Origin of the sequence: Streptacidiphilus fuscans, assembly GCF_015690355.1 — a bacterium.
Classification (GTDB): Bacteria; Actinomycetota; Actinomycetes; order Streptomycetales; family Streptomycetaceae; genus Streptacidiphilus; species Streptacidiphilus fuscans.
Genome location: NZ_JADPRT010000003.1, coordinates 276,787 through 295,224 on the forward strand (window position 1 = coordinate 276,787; position 18,438 = coordinate 295,224).

General features: G+C 71.5%; 16 protein-coding genes. 4 read left to right on the plus strand and 12 right to left on the minus strand.

Going from position 1 to position 18,438, the window contains the following annotated elements:
• Nucleotides 1-164: 164 nt before the first annotated feature.
• Complete coding sequence (locus I2501_RS08435) at nt 165-1,562, plus strand: DUF2079 domain-containing protein (protein WP_196193241.1); 1,398 nt, start codon at nt 165-167, stop codon at nt 1,560-1,562.
• 49 nt (nt 1,563-1,611) lie between these two features.
• Here I2501_RS08435 and I2501_RS08440 read toward each other — a convergent pair whose 3' ends face one another.
• The 7 genes from I2501_RS08440 to hemL all read right to left on the minus strand — a co-directional run bounded on the left by I2501_RS08440 (nt 1,612) and on the right by hemL (nt 11,701).
• Nucleotides 1,612-4,956: a sacsin N-terminal ATP-binding-like domain-containing protein gene (locus tag I2501_RS08440; RefSeq protein ID WP_196193242.1), complete on the minus strand. Its 3,345-nt coding sequence runs from the start codon at nt 4,954-4,956 to the stop codon at nt 1,612-1,614.
• Between the two features lie 142 nt (nt 4,957-5,098).
• Nucleotides 5,099-6,259: a c-type cytochrome biogenesis protein CcsB gene (gene ccsB / locus I2501_RS08445; RefSeq protein WP_328806272.1), complete on the minus strand. Its 1,161-nt coding sequence runs from the start codon at nt 6,257-6,259 to the stop codon at nt 5,099-5,101.
• A 2-nt stretch (nt 6,260-6,261) separates the two neighbouring features.
• Nucleotides 6,262-8,043, minus strand: a complete 1,782-nt coding sequence (gene resB, locus I2501_RS08450; RefSeq protein ID WP_196193243.1) for a cytochrome c biogenesis protein ResB — start codon at nt 8,041-8,043, stop codon at nt 6,262-6,264.
• The gene (locus tag I2501_RS08455) at nt 8,043-8,789 is read right to left on the minus strand and encodes a cytochrome c biogenesis CcdA family protein (RefSeq protein ID WP_196193244.1); all 747 of its coding nucleotides are present in this window, start codon (nt 8,787-8,789) and stop codon (nt 8,043-8,045) included. Before I2501_RS08455 ends, resB begins: the two co-directional genes overlap by 1 nt.
• 55 nt (nt 8,790-8,844) lie before the next feature.
• A complete protein-coding gene (locus I2501_RS08460; protein WP_196193245.1) occupies nt 8,845-9,471 on the minus strand; it encodes a TlpA family protein disulfide reductase in 627 nt (208 codons plus the stop codon).
• 161 nt (nt 9,472-9,632) lie between these two features.
• The gene (locus I2501_RS08465) at nt 9,633-10,274 is read right to left on the minus strand and encodes a histidine phosphatase family protein (protein WP_196193623.1); all 642 of its coding nucleotides are present in this window, start codon (nt 10,272-10,274) and stop codon (nt 9,633-9,635) included.
• A 62-nt stretch (nt 10,275-10,336) separates the two neighbouring features.
• Nucleotides 10,337-11,701, minus strand: coding sequence for a glutamate-1-semialdehyde 2,1-aminomutase (gene hemL / locus I2501_RS08470; RefSeq protein WP_328806273.1), 1,365 nt, complete (start codon nt 11,699-11,701; stop codon nt 10,337-10,339).
• A 357-nt stretch (nt 11,702-12,058) separates the two neighbouring features.
• Here hemL and I2501_RS08475 point away from each other — a divergent pair, with 357 nt between their 5' ends.
• From I2501_RS08475 to I2501_RS08485, 3 genes are all read left to right on the plus strand, one after another.
• Nucleotides 12,059-12,556, plus strand: a complete 498-nt coding sequence (locus tag I2501_RS08475) for a hypothetical protein (RefSeq protein ID WP_196193246.1) — start codon at nt 12,059-12,061, stop codon at nt 12,554-12,556.
• A gap of 97 nt (nt 12,557-12,653) precedes the next feature.
• Nucleotides 12,654-13,481 (plus strand): flagellar basal body-associated FliL family protein, encoded by an 828-nt coding sequence (locus I2501_RS08480; RefSeq protein ID WP_196193247.1) that lies wholly within the window; start codon nt 12,654-12,656, stop codon nt 13,479-13,481.
• A gap of 88 nt (nt 13,482-13,569) precedes the next feature.
• Nucleotides 13,570-14,397, plus strand: a complete 828-nt coding sequence (locus tag I2501_RS08485; protein ID WP_196193248.1) for a hypothetical protein — start codon at nt 13,570-13,572, stop codon at nt 14,395-14,397.
• A 15-nt stretch (nt 14,398-14,412) separates the two neighbouring features.
• Here I2501_RS08485 and I2501_RS08490 read toward each other — a convergent pair whose 3' ends face one another.
• The 5 genes from I2501_RS08490 to I2501_RS39125 form a co-directional block, all read right to left on the minus strand.
• Nucleotides 14,413-15,057 (minus strand): VOC family protein, encoded by a 645-nt coding sequence (locus tag I2501_RS08490; RefSeq protein ID WP_196193249.1) that lies wholly within the window; start codon nt 15,055-15,057, stop codon nt 14,413-14,415.
• A 5-nt stretch (nt 15,058-15,062) separates the two neighbouring features.
• Entirely contained in the window at nt 15,063-15,602 is a 540-nt protein-coding gene (locus I2501_RS08495; RefSeq protein ID WP_196193250.1) for a helix-turn-helix transcriptional regulator, read from the minus strand.
• An 85-nt stretch (nt 15,603-15,687) separates the two neighbouring features.
• On the minus strand, nt 15,688-16,098 hold the full coding sequence (locus I2501_RS08500; RefSeq protein WP_196193251.1) for a VOC family protein: 411 nt from the start codon (nt 16,096-16,098) through the stop codon (nt 15,688-15,690).
• A gap of 142 nt (nt 16,099-16,240) precedes the next feature.
• Nucleotides 16,241-16,753, minus strand: a complete 513-nt coding sequence (locus tag I2501_RS08505) for a DinB family protein (RefSeq protein WP_196193625.1) — start codon at nt 16,751-16,753, stop codon at nt 16,241-16,243.
• A 197-nt stretch (nt 16,754-16,950) separates the two neighbouring features.
• Nucleotides 16,951-18,135, minus strand: a complete 1,185-nt coding sequence (locus tag I2501_RS39125; RefSeq protein ID WP_196193252.1) for a ParB/RepB/Spo0J family partition protein — start codon at nt 18,133-18,135, stop codon at nt 16,951-16,953.
• Between the last annotated feature and the right edge of the window lie 303 nt (nt 18,136-18,438).

Genomic DNA, 18,438 nt, shown 5'->3' on the forward strand with positions numbered 1-18,438 from the left:
TTGGTCCAGACCTCTGGTCGGTCCGCGCCGGGGCCGGTAGCGTTCGGCAGATGAGCACGGGTGCGCCCCACACAGGTGTGTCAGGCACGGATGCGTCAGTCACGGATGCCTCCGCCACCGGTACGGCCCCGATCGGCGTGCCCGCACAGCGCAGACACCGCCGGATGGTGCCGAAACGGTCCACCTGGCCGTACCTGCTGCTCGGGCTGGTCTTCCTCGTCGGCTACTCGGTCATCGAGATCAGCCGGTACGCGCACTTCGAGTCGATGTCCTGGGACCTCGCGATCTTCGAGGAGGAAGTGAAGCAGTACGCGCACTTCCAGGCGCCGATCGTGCACATCAAGGGCGCGCACGCGAACATCCTGGGCGACCACTTCAGCCCGATCATGGCGGTGTTGGCGCCGCTGTGGTGGATCTGGCCGTCCGGGGTGATGCTGCTGCTGGCGCAGTCGGCGCTGTTCGCGAGCTCGGTGACGATCGTGGCGGCGACGGCGGGGCGGTTCGTCTCCCGGACCAAGGCGCTCTGCCTGGGCCTCGCGTACGGGCTGTCCTGGGGGATGCAGCGGGCCGTCGACTTCGACTTCCACGAGATCGCGTTCGCGGTGCCGATCCTGGCGGTCGTGCTGCGCAACATGCTGCTGAAGCGGTGGCACCGGGCGGCGTTCTGGGCGCTGCCGCTGACGCTGGTCAAGGAGGACCTCGGCTTCACCGTCGTGGCGATCGGCATCGTGCTGTTCCTGCTGCGGCAGCGGGCGCTCGGCGCGCTGCTGGCGGTCTTCGGCGCGGGGATGGCGCTGCTGACGGTCTACGCGGTGATCCCGCACTTCAGCGCGACCGGCAGCTACGGCTACGACGACAAGCTGCCGAGCGGGTCGTGGACGGGCTGGGTCACCGGCTTCCTCAGCCCGGCCGACGTCAAGCTGACGACGCTGGCGTTCCTGCTCGGGGTGACCGGGTTCCTGGCGCTGCGGTCGCCGTTGGCGCTGATCGCGGTGCCGACGCTCGGCTGGCGGTTCGTCTCGGTCAACCCCGACTACTGGGGGCAGAGCTGGCACTACAACGCGGTGCTGATGCCGATCCTGTTCCTGGCGCTGGTCGACGCGATCCGGCGGATCGAGGCGCGGGGCGACAAGCGGGGCGTCGCGTCGCCGGAGTGGCTGAGCGGGTATGCGGCGCGCGGGGTGGTCCCTGCGGTGACGGCGGTCTCGATCGCGTTCTGCGCGACGATGACGCTGCCCGCCAAGCAGGTCTTCATGCCGTCGACGTACAGCTCGACCGACCACACCGACCTCATCGGCCGGGCGCTGGCCGAGGTGCCGAACGGGGCGACGGTCGAGTGCAACATCACGCCGATGGGGCATCTGGCGGCGCGCACGGACGTCTACTGGCTGGGCGGGAGCCAGCCGAGCCCGCCGCAGTACATCGTGCTGGACCTCTCCTACGGGTGGGCGCCGTCGCCGCCGTCGGACCTGCCCGGGTACGCGGCGCAGCTGCACCCGGGCGCGACCTACCGGATCCTCTTCGACCAGCAGCAGTTCGCGGTGCTGCAGCTGGTCACCTGACCGTGGACGGCCTGGCAGTGGGCGCCCTGAACCGGCGTCCGATGCCGGACTAGCCCTCGAAGTCCCGTGCGGCGGAGAGCTCGTAGGCCCGGTCCGGGTCGCCGAGCAGGGCCAGCACCTCGAAGCGGCGCACCCACTGGCCTGCCGACCAGGCCAGGCCCGCGGCCAGGCCCTCGGGGGTGGCGGCGTGGAGGGTGCCGAACGGGACGACCGGCGCGAACTCGTCCGACCCCTCCTCCGACTCCCGCTCCTCCTCGGGGAGTTCGGGGGCCTCGCTGCCCGCGTCCCAGCGCCACGCGACGGCGGCCTCCTCGCCCTCGGTGCCGACGACCAGCAGCTCCTCGTGCTCCTCGTAGACGGCGGGACAGCCGGGGAGCAGCTCGCGGATCTCGGCGGGGACGCGGCGGACCGTGCCCTCGCTCAGCACCCGGCCGCCCGCGACCTCGCTGGCCAGCGAGACGTGCAGCCGCTCGGCCAACGCGGGGGCCAGCGCGGGCGCGACGGTGATCAGCGGGAAGTCGTCCAGCAGCGGGACCAGGTCGGGCGCGTCCACCACGACCGCGTCCGCCACGTCGACGATGACGGTGTGCGCCGGACGGCGGTGGGTGTCCGGGTCGAGCGGCGGCAGGGCGCGGACCTCGTCGGGGAGCGGGATCCGCTCCAGCGGGACGCCCGACAGCGCGGTGTAGATGCCGTGCAGCTGACGGTGCGTCACCGGGCGTTCGGCGTCGGTGAGGCGCTCCAGCACGTCGTCGGGGCCGTCGGGCTCGGTGAGCAGCGCCGCGAGCGTGGTGCGGACGCCGAGGGCGTGCAGGAAGACCTCGTCCAGGTCGGTGCGGGCCTCGTCGTAGAGGCCGCGCAGCAGCCGGTCTCCCCCGGCGGCGCGGAGACCGGCGGGGGCGCGGCCGTCCAGGACCGGGTGGTCGCGCAGCCACCAGGCCGCGTAGGGAACGACCTCGGCGGTGCCGCCGTCGGGGAGCAGCAGCCGGACCTTGTCGACCACGGCGGAGCGCAGAGGGGGCGCGGAGAGCAGGGCGAGCGCCTGCGGCCAGGCGTCGTCGTCGACCAGGTCGAGGTCGCGGACGGCGAGCAGCTCGGCGGCGACCGGAGGGACGGCGGGGACGTCCATCGGGAGGTCGCCGTTGGCGAACGACTCGGCGACCTCCTCGGCCCACTCCGCCAGGCCGTCGGGGGCCTCGTCGAGCAGCGCCAGCGGCTCGCCGCCGAGGGAGCGGTCGGCGGGGGCGGTCGGGTCGAAGCGCTCCAGGTCGTCCGGGTCGAGAACGGCCTCCTCGGCGCGGAGCAGGCCCAGGCTGTGGGCGACGCCGACGGCCCGCAGCACCTCCGGGCCCCAGCGCTCGGCGCACTCGTCGTCGAGGAAGAGCGCGTCCTCCTCCTGCACAATGGCCGCCAACGGGCTGCCGGGGAGCACGAGTTCACCGGCGGCCGTGAGCCCGCCGTCCTCGTCCGGCAGCGCGAGGCGGGCCAGCCAGGGATACTGTTCCTCCGTCACCGAGCCGTCACCGACGGCGGCCTGGACCACGCGCAGGACCGCCTCGGCCAGCTCCTCGGCCTCGTCCTCGTCGTCCAGGTCGGCGGAGCGCTCGACGGCGGCGCGGACCTCCGGGGACTCCAGCACGCCCGCGGGGGTCGCCAGGCCCGCGCCGAGCTTCTCCAGCAGCGGGTGGGCGGCGTCGGGGTGCGCCAGGCGCAGGCCGAGCACGGCCAGGTCCTCGGCGGTGACCTCGGGCTCGCTGCCCGGAGCCCCCACCGGCACCAGCACCCGGCGCGGGCCGCGGACCATGCGGCCGTCGGCCAGCGGGACCGGGAGCGCGCCGAGCGCGTCCCGGTCGGCGGCGGCCAGCGCGCCGTAGAGGTTGCGCCACCACTCCGGCTCGCGGTCCAGGTTGGCGAGTTGGTCGACGGTCTCGGCCAGGGCGACCCGGCGGACCTCCAGCGCGCGCAGCTCCTGACGGCGCTCCAGACCGGCGGGCAGCAGGCCGGGCAGGACGGCGGCCAGGGCGCGGACGATGCCGTCGTCGGCGCCCTCCAGCAGCACCGCGTCACGCGGGCGCAGCGCGATCCCGTCCTCGGAGTCGGCGACAGCGACGGGCAAGAAAGGCGTCTCGGGCAGGCGGTCCAGGATGGCGCGGCGCAGCCGAGCGTCCAACTCGCCCTTGCCGAGCGGCGCCGGGACCAGGCGCAGCGAACCGAGGCTCGCGCCGCGACGGCGGACCAGCTCGACGTAGGCGTCGGCGGCCTGCTCGACCAGGAAGTCGGTCAGCGGGCCCGGCGCGACATGACGACGCGTCGAGTCCAGCGGGAAGCTGGCGATCAGCAGCGCGGGCAGGCCGAGCGGCTCGTCGCTGGGCGTGGGCGCGTGCAGGTACGCGGCGGTGCGGACGCGCAGCGGGTCGCCGCCCGCGTCGACGGGGACGGCCCAGGTCAGCGACCAGTGCGGGCGGTGGCGCTCCTCGACCGTGCGGTCGGCCAGCAGGGACGGGTCCAGCGGGCCGCCCGCGCTGACGACCTGCCAGCGGGTCTCGGCACCGTCGTCGAGGATCACGACCTCGTCGGTCGCCTGGTCCGACGCCTCGCCCTCGGCCTGCCCCTCACGGCGCTCCAGCATGCGGACACCGGCGTCGGTCTCGATGACCACCTCGGCGAGGCCGGGCAGGGCGAGCAGCAGCGCGTCGTCGGTGTCGTCCAGGAGCCGGCGGGCCAGGTCCTCGGCGGCGGCATCGCGCAGCGGCAGGAGCACGACGGTGTCGTAGCCCTCCGGCGGGGTGCCCTCGGCGGGCAACGGCAGGCGCAGCAGGGGGACATGGCCGTCGCGGCGGCGCAGCTCCTCGGCCAGCGCGGGGTCGGCGGAGGCAGCGGAGGCCGCCTGGTCGGCCAGCGCGCGGGCCTCCGCGAGCGACCAGCGGACGCCGCCGGGAACGCTGATCACCGTGGGCTCGTCGGTGACCGCGAGCACGGCGGCGAAGCCGACGCCGAACCGGCCGACGGCCCCCGCGTCGCGCTCGTCGCGCTTGGAGGAGGCACGCAGCGTGGAGAGCGACTCGACGCCCTCCGCGTCCAGCGGCGCACCGGTGTTGGCGGCGGCCAGCACGCCGTCGCGCAACGTCAACCGGAGGCGGCCGGAACCACCCGAACCAGCGGCACCTGAACCGGCGGCGCCCGCGCGACGGGCGGCGTCGGCGGCGTTCTGGGCCAGCTCGACGACGAGCCGGTCGCGGTAGCCGCCGAGGGCCAGCTCCTCCTCGGCGTTGGCGTCCTCGCGGAACCGGGCGGGCGCGGCGGCCCAGGCGTCCAGCACGCGTCGGCGCAGCGCGCCGGTACCGAACGCGTCGGTGGCGAACCCATCCGAAGCGAACGCATCCAAGCCGGTCATCGCCGTCCTCCCGTAACGCTGCACGTGTGTGCTTGCCGTAGGGCGCATTCTGCCTGCTGCGGGTGACAACGACGAAAACAGGGCTCGGGGCCTCTCCTCCGATCAGGAGGGGGCCCCGAGCCCTGCTGCTTGAGCCTGCGGGTCAGACGCCGGCGTAGGAGTGCTTGCCGTTGATGAAGATGCTCACGCCGTAGGCGTTGAACAGGTAGCAGGCGAAGGCAATGAAGACCAGCACCGCCGCCTTGCGGCCCTTCCAGCCCGCCGTGGCGCGCGCGTGGAGGTAGCAGGCGTAGGCGACCCAGGTGATGAACGCCCAGGTCTCGGTGGGGTCCCACTCCCAGTAGTGGCCCCAGGCGGCCTCGGCCCAGATCGCGCCCGCGATGATGGTGAACGTCCACAGCGGGAAGACGAAGGCGTTGATCCGGTAGGACCACTTGTCCAGCGTGGCGGCGGCCGGAAGGCGGTCCATCACGTCGGCCCACCAGCCGACGGCCTTGGCCGGATCCTGTGCCTTGCGGCTCTCGTGGACGTCCTTGACGTAGAAGAGCACCGCGGCGATCCCGCCCGCGTAGAGCGCGCCGCCGCAGACCATCGCGCCGGAGACGTGGATCCACAACCAGTACGAGTGCAGCGCCGGAACCAGCTGTTCGGAGGCGGTGTAGAACTCGGTGACCGCGATGCCCAGGCCGACCAGCGCGCCGAAGGTCAGCGGCAGGCCCATCCAGCGGACGTTCTTGCCGGCCGCCAGCAGACCGACGAAGAGCAGCCCGGCGACGACCGTCATCGCGCAGGTGAACTCGTAGAGGTTGCCCCACGGCGGGCGGCCCGCCGAGATGCCACGGGCGATCACCGCGCCCAGGTCGAGCAGCACGGCCAGCGTGGTGAGCGAGACCGCGATCCGGCCGAGGCGGTCGGCGCGCTCGTCGCCGCCGGACGCGCCGACGCCGTCGACCGGCGGGGCCGCGTCGCCGCGGGTGACCACGTCGACCGAGCCGGCCTTGGCCGCCACGGTGCGGGTCAGCGTCGTGGTGCCGCCACCGGCGCGGGTGACGGTGACCGCGACGGTCGGCGCCTTGCCCGCGTCGGCCGCCGAGCGCTCGGCCTCGGCCACGGTCTCGGCGACCGACGAGCCCGCCTTGCCGGCCAGCGCGGCGGACTGCCGGGCGATCCGGCTGCGACCGCCGAAGGTCCACTCGCAGGCGTAGGCCAGGAAGGCGAGCAGGAAGACCGCCATGGCCGAGTAGATGAGGTCGTTGGAGATGCTGGCGAACCGGGTGTCGATCGCCGCGTCAGCGAGGAACACGTTCACTCCTTGGGCGTGGTGCCGGCCGCGACCGTGTCCGGCTCGTCTGTGGGTTCGACTTCTTCGGCTTCTTCGGCTGCTTCGGCGGGCTCCGCGGCGTCGGCTGACGGTGCGTCGGCGGGCGCGGTGTCCTGCAGGTCGAGGGCGAGTGCGGCGAGCTCCTCGGCGATCCGGGCGGACTCGCTGCGGGCCAGGCCCGCCAGCTCGACGACGGTGGTGCCGTCCTCGCCGGTGACCGCGCGGACCCAGATCCGGCGGCGCTGCACGAACAGCGAGCCGATCAGGCCCAGCACCGCCGCCAGCGCGCTGATCAGCGCCCAGCTGCTGCCGGGGTTGGTGGCCACGGTGAAGTTGGCCCACTGCTGGACGCCGGTGAAGGTGACCGTGCCGCCACTCGGCAGCTTGAAGCCCTGGCCCGGCTTGAGCGCGAAGGTCAGCGGCTGACCGCTGAGCGTGTACTGGGTCATGTGCTTGGTGTCGAGCTCGTAGATGCTCTGCGGCACACCGGAGTTGTCGCCCAGGTCACCGTGGTACGCGTTGACGTAGATCTCCGGGTCGGCCAGGTCGGGGAAGACCGAGTGCGGGCCCATCGTCTTGATCGAGGTCGGGTCGGTGGCCGCGGTCGGCGTGAAGATGCCGGAGAAGCCGAGCTGGGTGGCGGTGCCGGTGTTGTCGACGTAGCCGTCGTTGACCTTGATGGCGCAGGTGGAGCTCAGGTTGGCGTCCTGCGGCAGGCAGGGCGTCGGGCCGTTGAAGATCACGTCGCCCTTGGCGTCGGTGACCTGGAAGGCGGGCGCGTAGCCGTGCGCGGTCAGGTAGACGTTGCTGCCGTCCACCTCCAGCGGGTGGTTCTCCTGGATGGACGCCGTCTTCGTCTTCGTCGGGTCGGAGCCGACCCAGTACGAGACGTTGGCCTGGTACATCGTCGGGTTGCCGATCTGCGGCCCGCTCGACTGGTACGCGGCCTCGAACTTGTCCAGCTTGAAGCCGAAGGGCGTCAGGTCGTCGCCGGTGTAGAAGGTGCTCGGCATGAAGTCGTCGTACTGCGAGACGTTGTTGCTGAACGCCTTGCCCTCGATCACGACCACGGTGCCCATGCCGCCGAACAGCTTGCTGAACGCAAAGGCGAGCAGCATGCCGAAGAGCGAGATGTGGAAGAGCAGGTTGCCGACCTCGCGCAGGTAGCCCTTCTCCGAGGTGATCGCGTCACCGCTGCGGGCCACCCGGAAGCGGCGGCGGCGCAGCAGCGTCTCGGCCGCGGCCAGGGTCTTCTCGGCGTCCGAGCCCTTGCTGCGCCAGGTCGCGTAGACGGGCAGCCGCACCAGGTGACGCGGCGCGGCGGGCGGCGCGGAGCGTAGCACGCCGACGAACTGCCAGGTGCGCGGGACGATGCAGCCCGCGAGCGAGACGAAGAGCAGGATGTAGATCGCGGAGAACCAGAACGAGCTGTAGACGTGGAACAGCCCGAGCTTCTGGTAGATCGGCGCCAGCGTGTGGTGCTTGGTGACGAACGCGGCGACGTTGGTCGGCGACGCGGAGGTCTGCGGCACCAGCGAGCCGGGGACGGCCGCGAGGGAGAGCAGGAAGAGCAGGATCAGCGCGGTGCGCATCGACGTCAACTGCCGCCAGCCCCAGCGGAGCCAGCCGAGGAAGCCGATGCCGACCTCGCCGCCCGTGCCAGCGCCGCCCGCGCCGCTTCCGGCGTCGAGCTCGCTGTCGTCGACGGGCGCGGAGCTGAGGCGTTCGGCGGCCCGCTCGTCGGCGGTGCGCTCTTCGGCCGTCATCAGAGTCCTACCTGGTAGTTCGCGGTCCAGTACTGCAGCTGGTTGACCAGATCGGTCCAGAGGCCGGAGATCAGCAGCGCGCCGACCAGGACCAACATGCCGCCGCCGACACGCATGACCCACTGGTAGTGGCGCTTGATCCAGCCGAACGCGCCGATGGTCTTGCGGAAGGCGAGCGCCGCCACGATGAACGGCACCCCGAGGCCGAGACAGTACGCCACAGTCAGCAGCGCGCCCCGCCCTGCGCTGGCCTCGTTCGAGGAGAGCAGGTTGACCGCGCCGAGCGTGGGACCGACACAGGGCGTCCAGCCGATACCGAAGACGACGCCGAGCAGCGGCGCGCCGATCAGGCCCACCACCGGCTTGCGGTGGCTGCGCAGTTCGCGCTGCGTGAAGCCGGGCAGCAGGCCCATGAAGGCGAGGCCCAGCAGGATGATCAGACCGCCGGAGATCTCGCTGATCAGCTTCTCGTGGGCCTGGAGGGTCACCCCGAAGTAGCCGAAGAGGGCACCGAAGGAGACGAAGACGGCGGAGAAGCCGAGCACGAAGAGCAGTGCGCCGAGCGCCATCCGGCCGCGGCGGCGGCCGTCGGCGTCGGCGAGGTCGGCGGCGGAGAAGCCGGTGACGTAGGAGAGGTAGCCGGGGACCAGCGGGAGGACGCACGGCGAGAAGAACGACACCAGCCCGGCCAGCATCGCGACCGGGATGGCCAGCAGCAGCGCGCCGTGGAGAACTTCCCCGCTCATGCCTGTTCCCCCGCGCTCCGCTTCGGCTCCGCTGCGCTGCGCCTCAGCTCGCCGCTCACGACTTCTCCGCGATCACCGGCGCGACGAGCTTGCTGAGCTGGTCACTGGTGAGCGGCTGCAGGGCGCGCACCGCGATCCGGCCGTCGCGGTCCAGGATCAGGGTGGACGGGATCGCCTGCGGGTTGAGGCTGCCGGCCGGGAACTGCAGCAGCAGCGAGCCGTCCTCGTCGTAGAAGCTGGGGTAGGTCAGGCCGTGCGACTTGACGAATTGCTGGGCCTGGTCGATCTGGGTGTCGCGGGTGTTGATCCCGACGAACTGGACGCCCTTGGACTGGTCGGCCTGGAAGACACTCTCGAAGTCGTCCGCCTCGGCGCGGCACGGGCCGCACCAGGAGCCCCAGACGTTGAGCACGACGACCTTGCCGCGGTAGGAGGCCAGGTCGAGGGGCTTGCCGTTGAGGTCGCTGCCCTTGAGGTTGATCGCGGCGCCACGCTGCGCGGCGGGGACGGAGACGGACTCGCCGGTCCCGGCCACATAGCCGCTGTCGCTGCTTCCGCCGGTCTCCGCAGGGTTGGTGGAGCTGCAGGAGGTGAGTGCCAGCACGCCCGTCAGCGCGGCGGCAGCGGCGGCGGCGACGCGGTACGCGGGGCGTGCGGAACGGCGAGCGGGGCGGCGACTCATGTGAAGAGTTTCGCATGGGCGTTTAAGTCGATTTCACCGCCCCCACGACAACGTCGTGGCAAGCCCTTGACCTGCCACGACGCTTCGTGTAACGGATATTTAGTCGATCTTTATCCGCACGTTCGCGGGTAGTGCTGCCTCACGCGTGCGTCACGCGCGCGTCACGCGCCGAAGGACTTGTTGGTCAGCGGGCCCTTCTTGCCGGTCAGATGGGCCGGGAGCAGGTCCCTGGCGGGCTCGCTGTAGCCGATGGAGACGATCTTGTCGCCCTCGTAGGTGAAGCTGGTCAAGCTGGCCAGCGAGCACTGCCGACGGCGCGGGTCGTGCCAGAGGCGGCGGTGCTCGGCGAAGCAGCGGGTCACCCAGATCGGCAACTGGTGGCTGACGCAGACCGCCTCGTGCCCGCGGGCGGCGTCACGGGCGGCGTTGAGCGCGCCCATCATCCGCACCACCTGCTCGATGTACGGCTCGCCCCAGGACGGCTTGAACGGGTTGGTCAGGTACTTCCAGTGGCTCGGGTTGCTGAGCGCGCCGTCGCCGACCCCGAAGGTCTTGCCCTCGAAGATGTTGGCGGCCTCGATCAGCCGCTCGTCCTTCTCGACGGCCAGCCCGTGCGCGGAGGCGATCGGCGCGGCGGTCTCCTGGGCGCGGTCCAGCGGGGACGCGACGACGTGGGTGATGTCACGTCCGGCGAGGTGGTCGGCGACCCGGTCGGCCATCTTCCGGCCCAGCTCGGAGAGGTGGTAGTCGGGCAGGCGCCCGTAGAGGATGCCCTCCGGGTTGTGCACCTCGCCGTGGCGCATCAGATGGACGACGGTGATGTCGTTCTTGCTCACGTCAGTTGCTCCTCTGCTACTCGGGCGGACTACGCGGTGGCTTCCGCGGCCGCGCGGGCGGCGGACGGGAGCGCGGCGGCGATCCGCTCGAGCGCGCGCTCGTCGTGCGCGGACGAGACGAACCAGGACTCGAAGGCGGAGGGCGGCAGGTAGACGCCCTGGGCCAGCATGGCGTGGAAGAACGCCGTGAAGCGGAAGGACTCCTGCGCCCGCGCCTCGTCGTAGTTGGTGACCGGCTGGTCGGTGAAGAAGACCGAGAACATGTTCCCGGCGGTCTGCAGCCGGTGCGCCACGCCCTCCTTGGCGAGCGAGTCGCTGACCAGCGAGGCGACCTCGGCGGCGACCTGGTCCACGGTCGCGTAGACCGCGTCGGTGCAGGCGCGCAGCTGGGCCAGGCCGGCGGCGGTGGCGACCGGGTTACCGGAGAGCGTGCCCGCCTGGTAGACCGGGCCGGCCGGGGCGAGGTGGGCCATCACGTCGGCGCGACCGCCGAAGGCCGCGGCAGGGAAGCCGCCGCCCATGACCTTGCCGAAGGTCATCAGGTCCGGCTTGACGTCGGCCGACCACCCTTCGTTCGCGGATTCGAAGCCGTACCAACCGGCCTTCGAGACGCGGAAACCGGTCATCACCTCGTCGGAGACGAACAGTGCGCCGTTGCTGCGGCAGAGCTCGAGCAGGCCCTTGTTGAAGCCGGGCTTCGGCGGGACCACGCCCATGTTGCCGGGCGAGGCCTCGGTGATCACGCAGGCGATCTCGCCGGGGTGCGCGGCGAAGGCGGCGCGGACCGCGTCCAGGTCGTTGTAGGGCAGCACGATGGTGTCCCCGGCCTGCGCGCCGGTCACGCCGGGCGTGTCGGGCAGCGCGAAGGTGGCGACGCCGGAACCGGCGGCGGCCAGCAACGCGTCGACGTGACCGTGGTAACACCCGGCGAACTTCACGACCTTGGCCCGACCGGTGAATCCGCGCGCCAGCCGGATCGCGGACATGGTCGCCTCGGTGCCGGAGGAGACCAGGCGGACCTGCTCGACCGGCGCGATCCGATCGACGATCTCCTCGGCCAGCTCGACCTCGCCCTGACCGGGCGTACCGAAGGACGTGCCGCGCGCGACAGCGTCCTGAACTGCGGCGATGACCTCGGGGTGGGCATGGCCCAGGATCATCGGACCCCAGCTGCAGACCAGGTCGACGTACTCGCGGCCGTCCGCGTCGGTGAGGTAGGGACCGGTGCCGGACACCATGAAGCGCGGGGTCCCGCCGACGGCGCGGAAGGCGCGCACCGGGGAGTTCACCCCGCCCGGCGTGACGACGGAGGCGCGTTCGAACAACGCCTGGGAGGCGGGGGCCTCGTACGGGTACGGAGTGCCGAAGGACTGGGTGCTCACGGGATCGCTCACAGGGACATGCTCTCAAATCGGTGTCGTTTCAAAATCGCAGCCCGCGATGCGGCATGTCCGCGCCGATCATCTGGGACGATGATCGGGCGATCCGGTACGCCCCCGGCAGGTCCGGCACAACTGGGCCCGACGGGGGTGGCCTGTTGGCAAATCAACGACGGACGGTAAGGATGGTCCGGGGTGTCCGAGCAGCGCGACAATTCCGGCCACGACACGGGCGGCATGCGTGATCCGTATGCCACGGGTGCCGCGGCGGGTTCAGGTCGGGGCCATTCGGGTAGAGGGCACGAGTCCCACGAGGTCCGAGAGTTCGCAGAAGCGTCACGTCGTCGTGACGGAGGTGGAGGTGCTGGCCGCGTGGGGGTGACCTACAAGTACTTCGGCGCGCCGGACCGTGCCACAGCCGCGCGCGTTCCCACCGCCCTCGGTCGCGACGGTCTGGGCTTGGACGCAGGCGAACTCGGCACACTCGGCCGCCTCGGCGAACTCTTCGGTCACGACGGGTCCGAGGAGTCGATCAGCGGCAGCCTCTCCACCAAGATCAAGCCGGAGACCATGAGCGCGATGGTCCTCACCGGCATTCTCGGCATCCCGCTGACCGAAGTCCCCCCACTCGAACTCGTCGTCCTGCATCCCGACTACGCCGTGGTCCAACTCCCGCAGACGGTCGTCGAACCGCTGCTGAAGGCGGACGAGGCGGAACTGGGCACGGCGGCGTTCATCTGGTCCACCGTCCCGGACCGCCGCGGGCCACGCGACGCGTTCGTGATCTACAAGATGCTGCACGAGTGGCAGGACTTCGCGAACCGGCTCCACGACGCGGGGCACCAGCTGTACTGCCTGATGTGGCCGTGAGCTGGGGGCTTTGACTGAGCGTCGGAGCGGACGCCCGTGCGGAGGTGCAGCACGGGCGGGCATTGCGGGAGGCACGGACGATCACTAGGGTTCGCGCGTGACCGCAGAGCACAGAGGTGGCGACGAACACTGGGACAGGTTCGTCAAGGACTTCGAGGCATCCCGATCGATACCCGCGACGGCATCCCGGACGCAGACCCAGACCCGGGCCGACGCTGCGCAGGCATCAACGAAGCCGAAGCGGCGTCGGGGCCGGAGGCTCGTCGCGACGGCAGTCGTACTGGCGGGTCTCGCGGGCGCCGGCTACTGGTTCGGCCCCTGGCGGCACGCTGACGCTCACCCGGCCGCCCGACCGACAGGCAACGCATCGACCGCGTCGGCCCCCGCCGTCGCGGCGATCAAGGCGACCAACCCTGCCGGATCCGCGACGGCGCTGACGGCGATCACGCCCGACCAGGCCTTCCCGGCCGCAGTGGGCAACTACCTCAAGGTGCGCCAGTTCTCCCTGCCGCTCTGCACGCAGCAACCCGCGGTCCAGGCCACCCTCGCGGGTCTGGTGACCCAGAGCCACGGCTGCCTCGGCATCTCCTTCGCCCTGTACTCGGACCCGGCCAAGGACGAGTACACGGTGGCCGTGCTGACAATGAAGGACCCGGCCGACGCCGTCACGGTCCTGACCACACTGTCGGCCGACCCCACCTCGTTCCAGATCGGCCGCGTCATCCCGCCCTCGTCCTCGGGGCTCACCCACCTGCCCGAAGACAGCGGCGCAGTACAGCAGTTCGCCAGCGGCGGGCATCTGGTGATCATCGGCCTGGCCCTGTGGTCGGACGGGCATGCCGGTGACTACCAGAAGCTGGAGGATCAGTTGACTCCGCTCTTCAGCGCGGTGACCAAGCAGGCCGAGAGTCACGACACGCACTGAACTGAGCGGTGACCACCCCTGCCGCGGTGGTCGGCGAGGGTCGTAGGCTGCACCCCGCGTCGAGAGCAGATCAGCAGGGAAAGCAGCCATGAGCAGGACGAGGACCGGGTCCTCCGGCCGCCGAAGCGGTGCCCACGAGCGCAGGGCCGAGAGGTACCGGCTGCAAGGGCTGGTCCGTCGGCGTGCGCGGATACGCACGCGTGGGCGGTGGTGCCTGGCCTTTGCTGTCCTGACCGGGTTCGTCTCGCTGTGCATGCCGTTCGGGGTGCACTCGGCCTACGTCGAGGAGACGGCGTTCGACCGGGCGGTGCCGTGCGCGCCGGACGCCCCGGCGAGTTTCACGGACTGCCTGTCCCGGAGCACCGACGTGATCGTGTCCAAGCGCGAGACCACCGGCAAGGGCGCCCGCGAATACGTCAGCGTCGACGTGGGCACCCCTTCGCCTGCGGAGATCAGCTTCGGCTCCCGTGCCTTCTACTCCCGGCTGACGGTGGGCGAGTCGATCGGAGTCACTGTCTGGCGACAACGGTTCGTCCGGCTCGACGACGCCTTCGGCAGCACCGACACGGACGGCGACCCCTCGGGCGATATGCAACTGACCCTGGCCCTCGGCATTGCGGCACTCGGCGCCGCCGCCTGGCTCGGCTACCTCTCGTTCTGGTACCTGCGCCGCACCGAGCGCTGCGCCGCGATCCCGGCCCCGCCCGCGCTGGTGCTTGCGGCCCGCGCGTTGTACGCCGGAGCGCTTCCCCTCTTCGTGGGCTTCGTCGTCCTCGTCTCCACGCGCGGGGGCCTCTCCCCGGCGGCCTCACTCGTCGTGGTGCCGCTCTCCTACTCGGCCGTGCTGCTGCTGGCGGCCTCGACCCTGGTCTTCCGCTGGATGCGCCGCCCAGGTGAGGTCCACTTCAAGCGCTGAGCCCAACTGACAGGGTTACGACGCGGTGGGCGGGGTGGCGGCCTCCCAGGTGAAGCCGTCGGGGTCGGTGAGGGAGTCGGCGAGGCCGACGAGGACGATGCGGTGGGAGCCGGTGCCGTCGGCGGGGACGCCGACCTCCTTGGCCAGGGCGCGGCGCTTGTAGAGCGCGAGCTTGACCGAGCCGGCCGGGGAGGAGAACTCGGCGTACTTGCCGCCGAAGCTCTTGCCCACGGTCAGGCCGTGGTCGACGTAGAACTGCTTGGTGGCCTTGACGTCCTCGACGCCGATCAGCAGGACCACGTCGTCGATCTCGCGGGTGGCCGGGCCGGTGTTCTTCTTCGCCGAGGTGGCGACCTTCCAGATGGTGCCGTCCGGTGCCTGCACGACGCCGCCGTAGCCCCACAGCGACTTGGTGCCGGGCTTCAGCACCGTCGCGCCGGCGTCCACGGCGGAGGCCAGGAAAGCGTCGACGGTGGCGGGCTGGGAGACGGTGAGCGCCAGGCTGAAGCCACGGAACCCGGTGGACGGGGCCTCGGACGCCCGAGCGTCGACGTACGCGTCCACGCCGAGGGCGGTGAGGAAACGGTTGGTGGCCTCGGGGTCGGCCACCTCGAGGGTGACGGAGGCGAGGGATGCGGTGGGTGCGGTGGTTGTCGTCATGACATTCACGCTACGGGCGGCCGGGCTGCCGGGGCTTCTCGATTCCTGACCGGTCTCGTCACCTGCTTCGCGACGCAGGCGGGCATCCCCTCGACGTTGATCGCAGCGCCCATCTCACCGCTCTGAACTGGAGTTTTGTCGAGTTCAGCCGCCGACGCCGCTGCCTCCGAGGCCTCCGCCGCGCGGCGGCGGAAGACGCCGGGCGACATGCCGACCAGCTCGGTGAAGCGGGTGGTGAAGGTGCCGAGCGACGCGCAGCCGACCTCGAAGCAGACCTCGGTGACGCTGAGGTCGCCGCGCCGCAGCAGCGCCGTCGCGCGCTCGATCCGACGCGTCATCAAATACGCGTAGGGCGACTCGCCGTACGCCGCCCGGAACTGCCGGCTGAGGTGGCCGGCGGACATGTGCACCCCCTGCGCGAGCGCCTCCACGTTCAGCGGCTGCGCGTACTCCCTGTCGATCCGGTCACGGACGCGCCGTAGCAGCGCGAGATCAGCCAGGCGCTGCGCCTCGACACGTGCACGTCTCCACTCGTCCGGACACATCGCTGCACTCCCCTTTCGCTCCGACCCGATTCAGCTCCGCCACGATTCAGCCCTGCCCCGACCAACCCTGTGGATGCGCGCAGGCTCAGCGGAGTTCCTGGATGCGGATCAGGTTGCCCGCGGGGTCGCGCAGGGCGCAGTCGCGGATGCCGTACGGCTGCTGGGTCGGCTCCTGGACGATCTCGGTGTCACCGGCCTGCACCTTCTCGAACGTGGCGTCGAGGTCCGGGGTGGCCAGCAGGATCCAGCCGTAGGTGCCCTTGGCCATCATCTCGTGGATGGTGCGGCGCTCGGCGTCGGTGATCCCCGGGTCGGTGGCCGGCGGCGCGAGGAGGATGGAGGTGTCGGGCTGACCGACCGGACCGACCGTGATCCAGCGCATCCTGCCCTGCCCGACGTCGCTGCGCACCTCGAAGCCGAGCACGTCGCGGTAGAACGCCACCGAGGCGTCCGGGTCCTCGTGGGGAAGGGAGCTCGTGTGAATGGTGATGTCCATGAGGGCAGGCTAGAGCGACCCTGTGCCCCGCGCTTCTCGAATCATGACCGATCTCGGCGTCGAGGCCCGAACTACTCCTCCACAGTGGCCGGTCGTACTGCAACACCCGTACCGGACAGGCGCCTTGGGCACTCCTCCGGCTTCACTGGCCCACCCGGCCGTCGATCCGTTCGCGCAGCAGGTCGGCGTGGCCGTTGTGGCGTGCGTACTCCTCGATCAGGTGGACGAGGACCTCGCGCAACGCCTGGCCGGTGCTGCCGGTGACGCCGAGGTCGTCCGCCTCGGCGGTGAACCGTTCCGCGAAGGCGACCTCCGCCCGCCAGGTGGCCCACGCGTGCTCGACGACGTGCGGATCGGGCAGGGCACCGTTGAAGTCGCCGTCGGGGTCCTCGGCGGTGCGGTAGTGGCGGGTGATCTCCTGGCCCGCCATCACGGACCTGAACCACTTCTGCTCCACCCCGGCCATGTGCCGGACCAGCCCCAGCAGCGACAGGGAGGAGGGCTCCACCGAGCGACGCGCCAGGGCTTCGGCGTCGAGGCCGGCGCACTTCAGCTCCAAGGTCAGCCGCTGGTCCCGCAGGTACCCGGCGAGGATGGCCCGCTCACCGTCGAACCCACCGTCGGCGCGCGGATCCTGATCAGGGGTCACGAACATGTTCGACCACGCGAAGCTGCGGGTGGACCGGTCGTACCGTGCGTCTGTGGCGTCAGTGGCGTCCTGCTCATCGAACATGCACCCGAGCATCGACGATCAACGGCGGATCCACCACACGTTTCAACTGTGCGAGCGAGATGGCGCACCTTGCACAACGGGCCTGCGTGCAAGGGCATGTGCCACGATGCTGCCCGGACTCACCGCCGCGCGGGCGCGGCCGCCTGGTCGAGCACCTCGGCGAGTGACGCCCAGGCGGCGGCGCACTCGCGGGCCATCACCGAGACCGCGGACGCGCAGTGTGCCGGGACGCTCTCGGCGAGTTCCTGCTGTCGGCGCGCCGGGATCAGGTGCGTCGAGAACAGCCGGAGGAGGTAGCGCCCGCTCTCGGTGTAGCGCAGCGAGGGGTCCTTGCCGAGCGCGTCCATCAGCCGGGCGCGGTCCGCTGGTCCCAACTCCCTCTGCTGGGGCGGTCCGGCGACCGGGCGCGGGCTGGGCACGGACTCGGGCCGCGTCGGCGGCTCCGTCCGCACCGGCGGGACCGTCGGTCGGTCCACGGGCTGCCTGGGAGCCGGTGATGCCGGTGACGCCGGGGGTGCCGAGGGCATTGGGGGCGCCGGGACCGCCGGGGACACCGGTTGCTCCGGGTGGGGCGGGGTGAAGCGCTGCCGGAGCGGGACCGGGTCCTCCCCGCGCCGGAGGCGATCGCGCACGTCGCGGACCGTGCCCGGGGAGATGCCGGCCGCCTTGGCGATCTCCCGCAGCGAGGCCTCCGGGTTCTCCGCGATCAGCTCGCTCGCCTTGAGCCGCCCCGCCGCCGCGTCCACCGGGCGGGACCGGCCGTCGCGACCGACCCGGACTGTCGGCAGGGGCAGCGAGGCCCCGACGCTGCGCCGGATGGAGCCGACCGTCTTGGGCGACAGGCCGGCCACCGCCGAGATGGCCCGGTCCGACCAGTTCGGGTGCGACGCCAGGATGCGCTGCACGGCCGCCGAGCGGTCGTCCGCCGAGAGCGCGCGTCCGTGCGTGATGTTCGACTCGACGCCCAGCACGAAGGCGTCGGACTCGGAGCCCTCGAAGAAGCGCGCCGGGATGACGGTCTCACCGCGCAGCAGCGCGGCCCGGACGCGGTGCGTCCCGTCGATGACCCGCAGCGTCGCGCGGTGGACCGTGATCGGCGGCAGCACGCCGCCGCAGTCGGCCAGCACGCGGGCGTGTTCGGCACTCTCGCCGTCACAGCGGAGCGGGACCAGTCGCGGCAGCAGCGAGGCTATGGGCAGCAGTTCGACGGGTGAGAGCACAGGGGACTGCCAGTCGGACGGGGGTGTGTCGGCTGCAGCGGGCCCCGTCGCGACAGGGCGCGTGAGCAGAGCTTCGACGCTCATGGACGGGCTCCTCGGGTCACGGGAACGGCGCTTCCATCAGAGGACTCCCAATAACATACCGCCTAGTTGGTATATTTACTAGAGACGCGACGGCCGAAACGGCAGAAGTAGGCGACAGAAGCAGGTGGCATGCCGATACGGTGTGCAACTGCGACCCGGGACGCAGTTGCACACCGCATCGGCTCGCGGGCCGCCGCCCGCGTCGAGACCGAGCGGCGGGGGCTAACCAGCGCGGGAACCGGGTAGCCAACGTTCAACTGGCGCGAGCTCCACAGTTGTTCACCGACTCCCGCGCACCGCCTC

Bases quoted from the DNA above. Each gene is read 5' to 3' on its own strand.
- I2501_RS08440 (WP_196193242.1), bottom strand. From the start codon at position 4,956: ATGACCGGCTTGGATGCGTTCGCTTCGGATGGGTTCGCCACCGACGCG.
- I2501_RS08490 (WP_196193249.1), bottom strand. From the start codon at position 15,057: ATGACGACAACCACCGCACCCACCGCATCCCTCGCCTCCGTCACCCTC.
- I2501_RS39125 (WP_196193252.1), bottom strand. From the start codon at position 18,135: ATGAGCGTCGAAGCTCTGCTCACGCGCCCTGTCGCGACGGGGCCCGCT.
- I2501_RS08505 (WP_196193625.1), bottom strand. From the start codon at position 16,753: ATGTTCGTGACCCCTGATCAGGATCCGCGCGCCGACGGTGGGTTCGAC.
- I2501_RS08495 (WP_196193250.1), bottom strand. From the start codon at position 15,602: ATGTGTCCGGACGAGTGGAGACGTGCACGTGTCGAGGCGCAGCGCCTG.
- I2501_RS08500 (WP_196193251.1), bottom strand. From the start codon at position 16,098: ATGGACATCACCATTCACACGAGCTCCCTTCCCCACGAGGACCCGGAC.
- I2501_RS08485 (WP_196193248.1), top strand. From the start codon at position 13,570: ATGAGCAGGACGAGGACCGGGTCCTCCGGCCGCCGAAGCGGTGCCCAC.
- I2501_RS08455 (WP_196193244.1), bottom strand. From the start codon at position 8,789: ATGAGCGGGGAAGTTCTCCACGGCGCGCTGCTGCTGGCCATCCCGGTC.
- I2501_RS08435 (WP_196193241.1), top strand. From the start codon at position 165: ATGGTGCCGAAACGGTCCACCTGGCCGTACCTGCTGCTCGGGCTGGTC.
- resB (WP_196193243.1), bottom strand. From the start codon at position 8,043: ATGACGGCCGAAGAGCGCACCGCCGACGAGCGGGCCGCCGAACGCCTC.
- I2501_RS08465 (WP_196193623.1), bottom strand. From the start codon at position 10,274: ATGCGCCACGGCGAGGTGCACAACCCGGAGGGCATCCTCTACGGGCGC.
- I2501_RS08460 (WP_196193245.1), bottom strand. From the start codon at position 9,471: ATGAGTCGCCGCCCCGCTCGCCGTTCCGCACGCCCCGCGTACCGCGTC.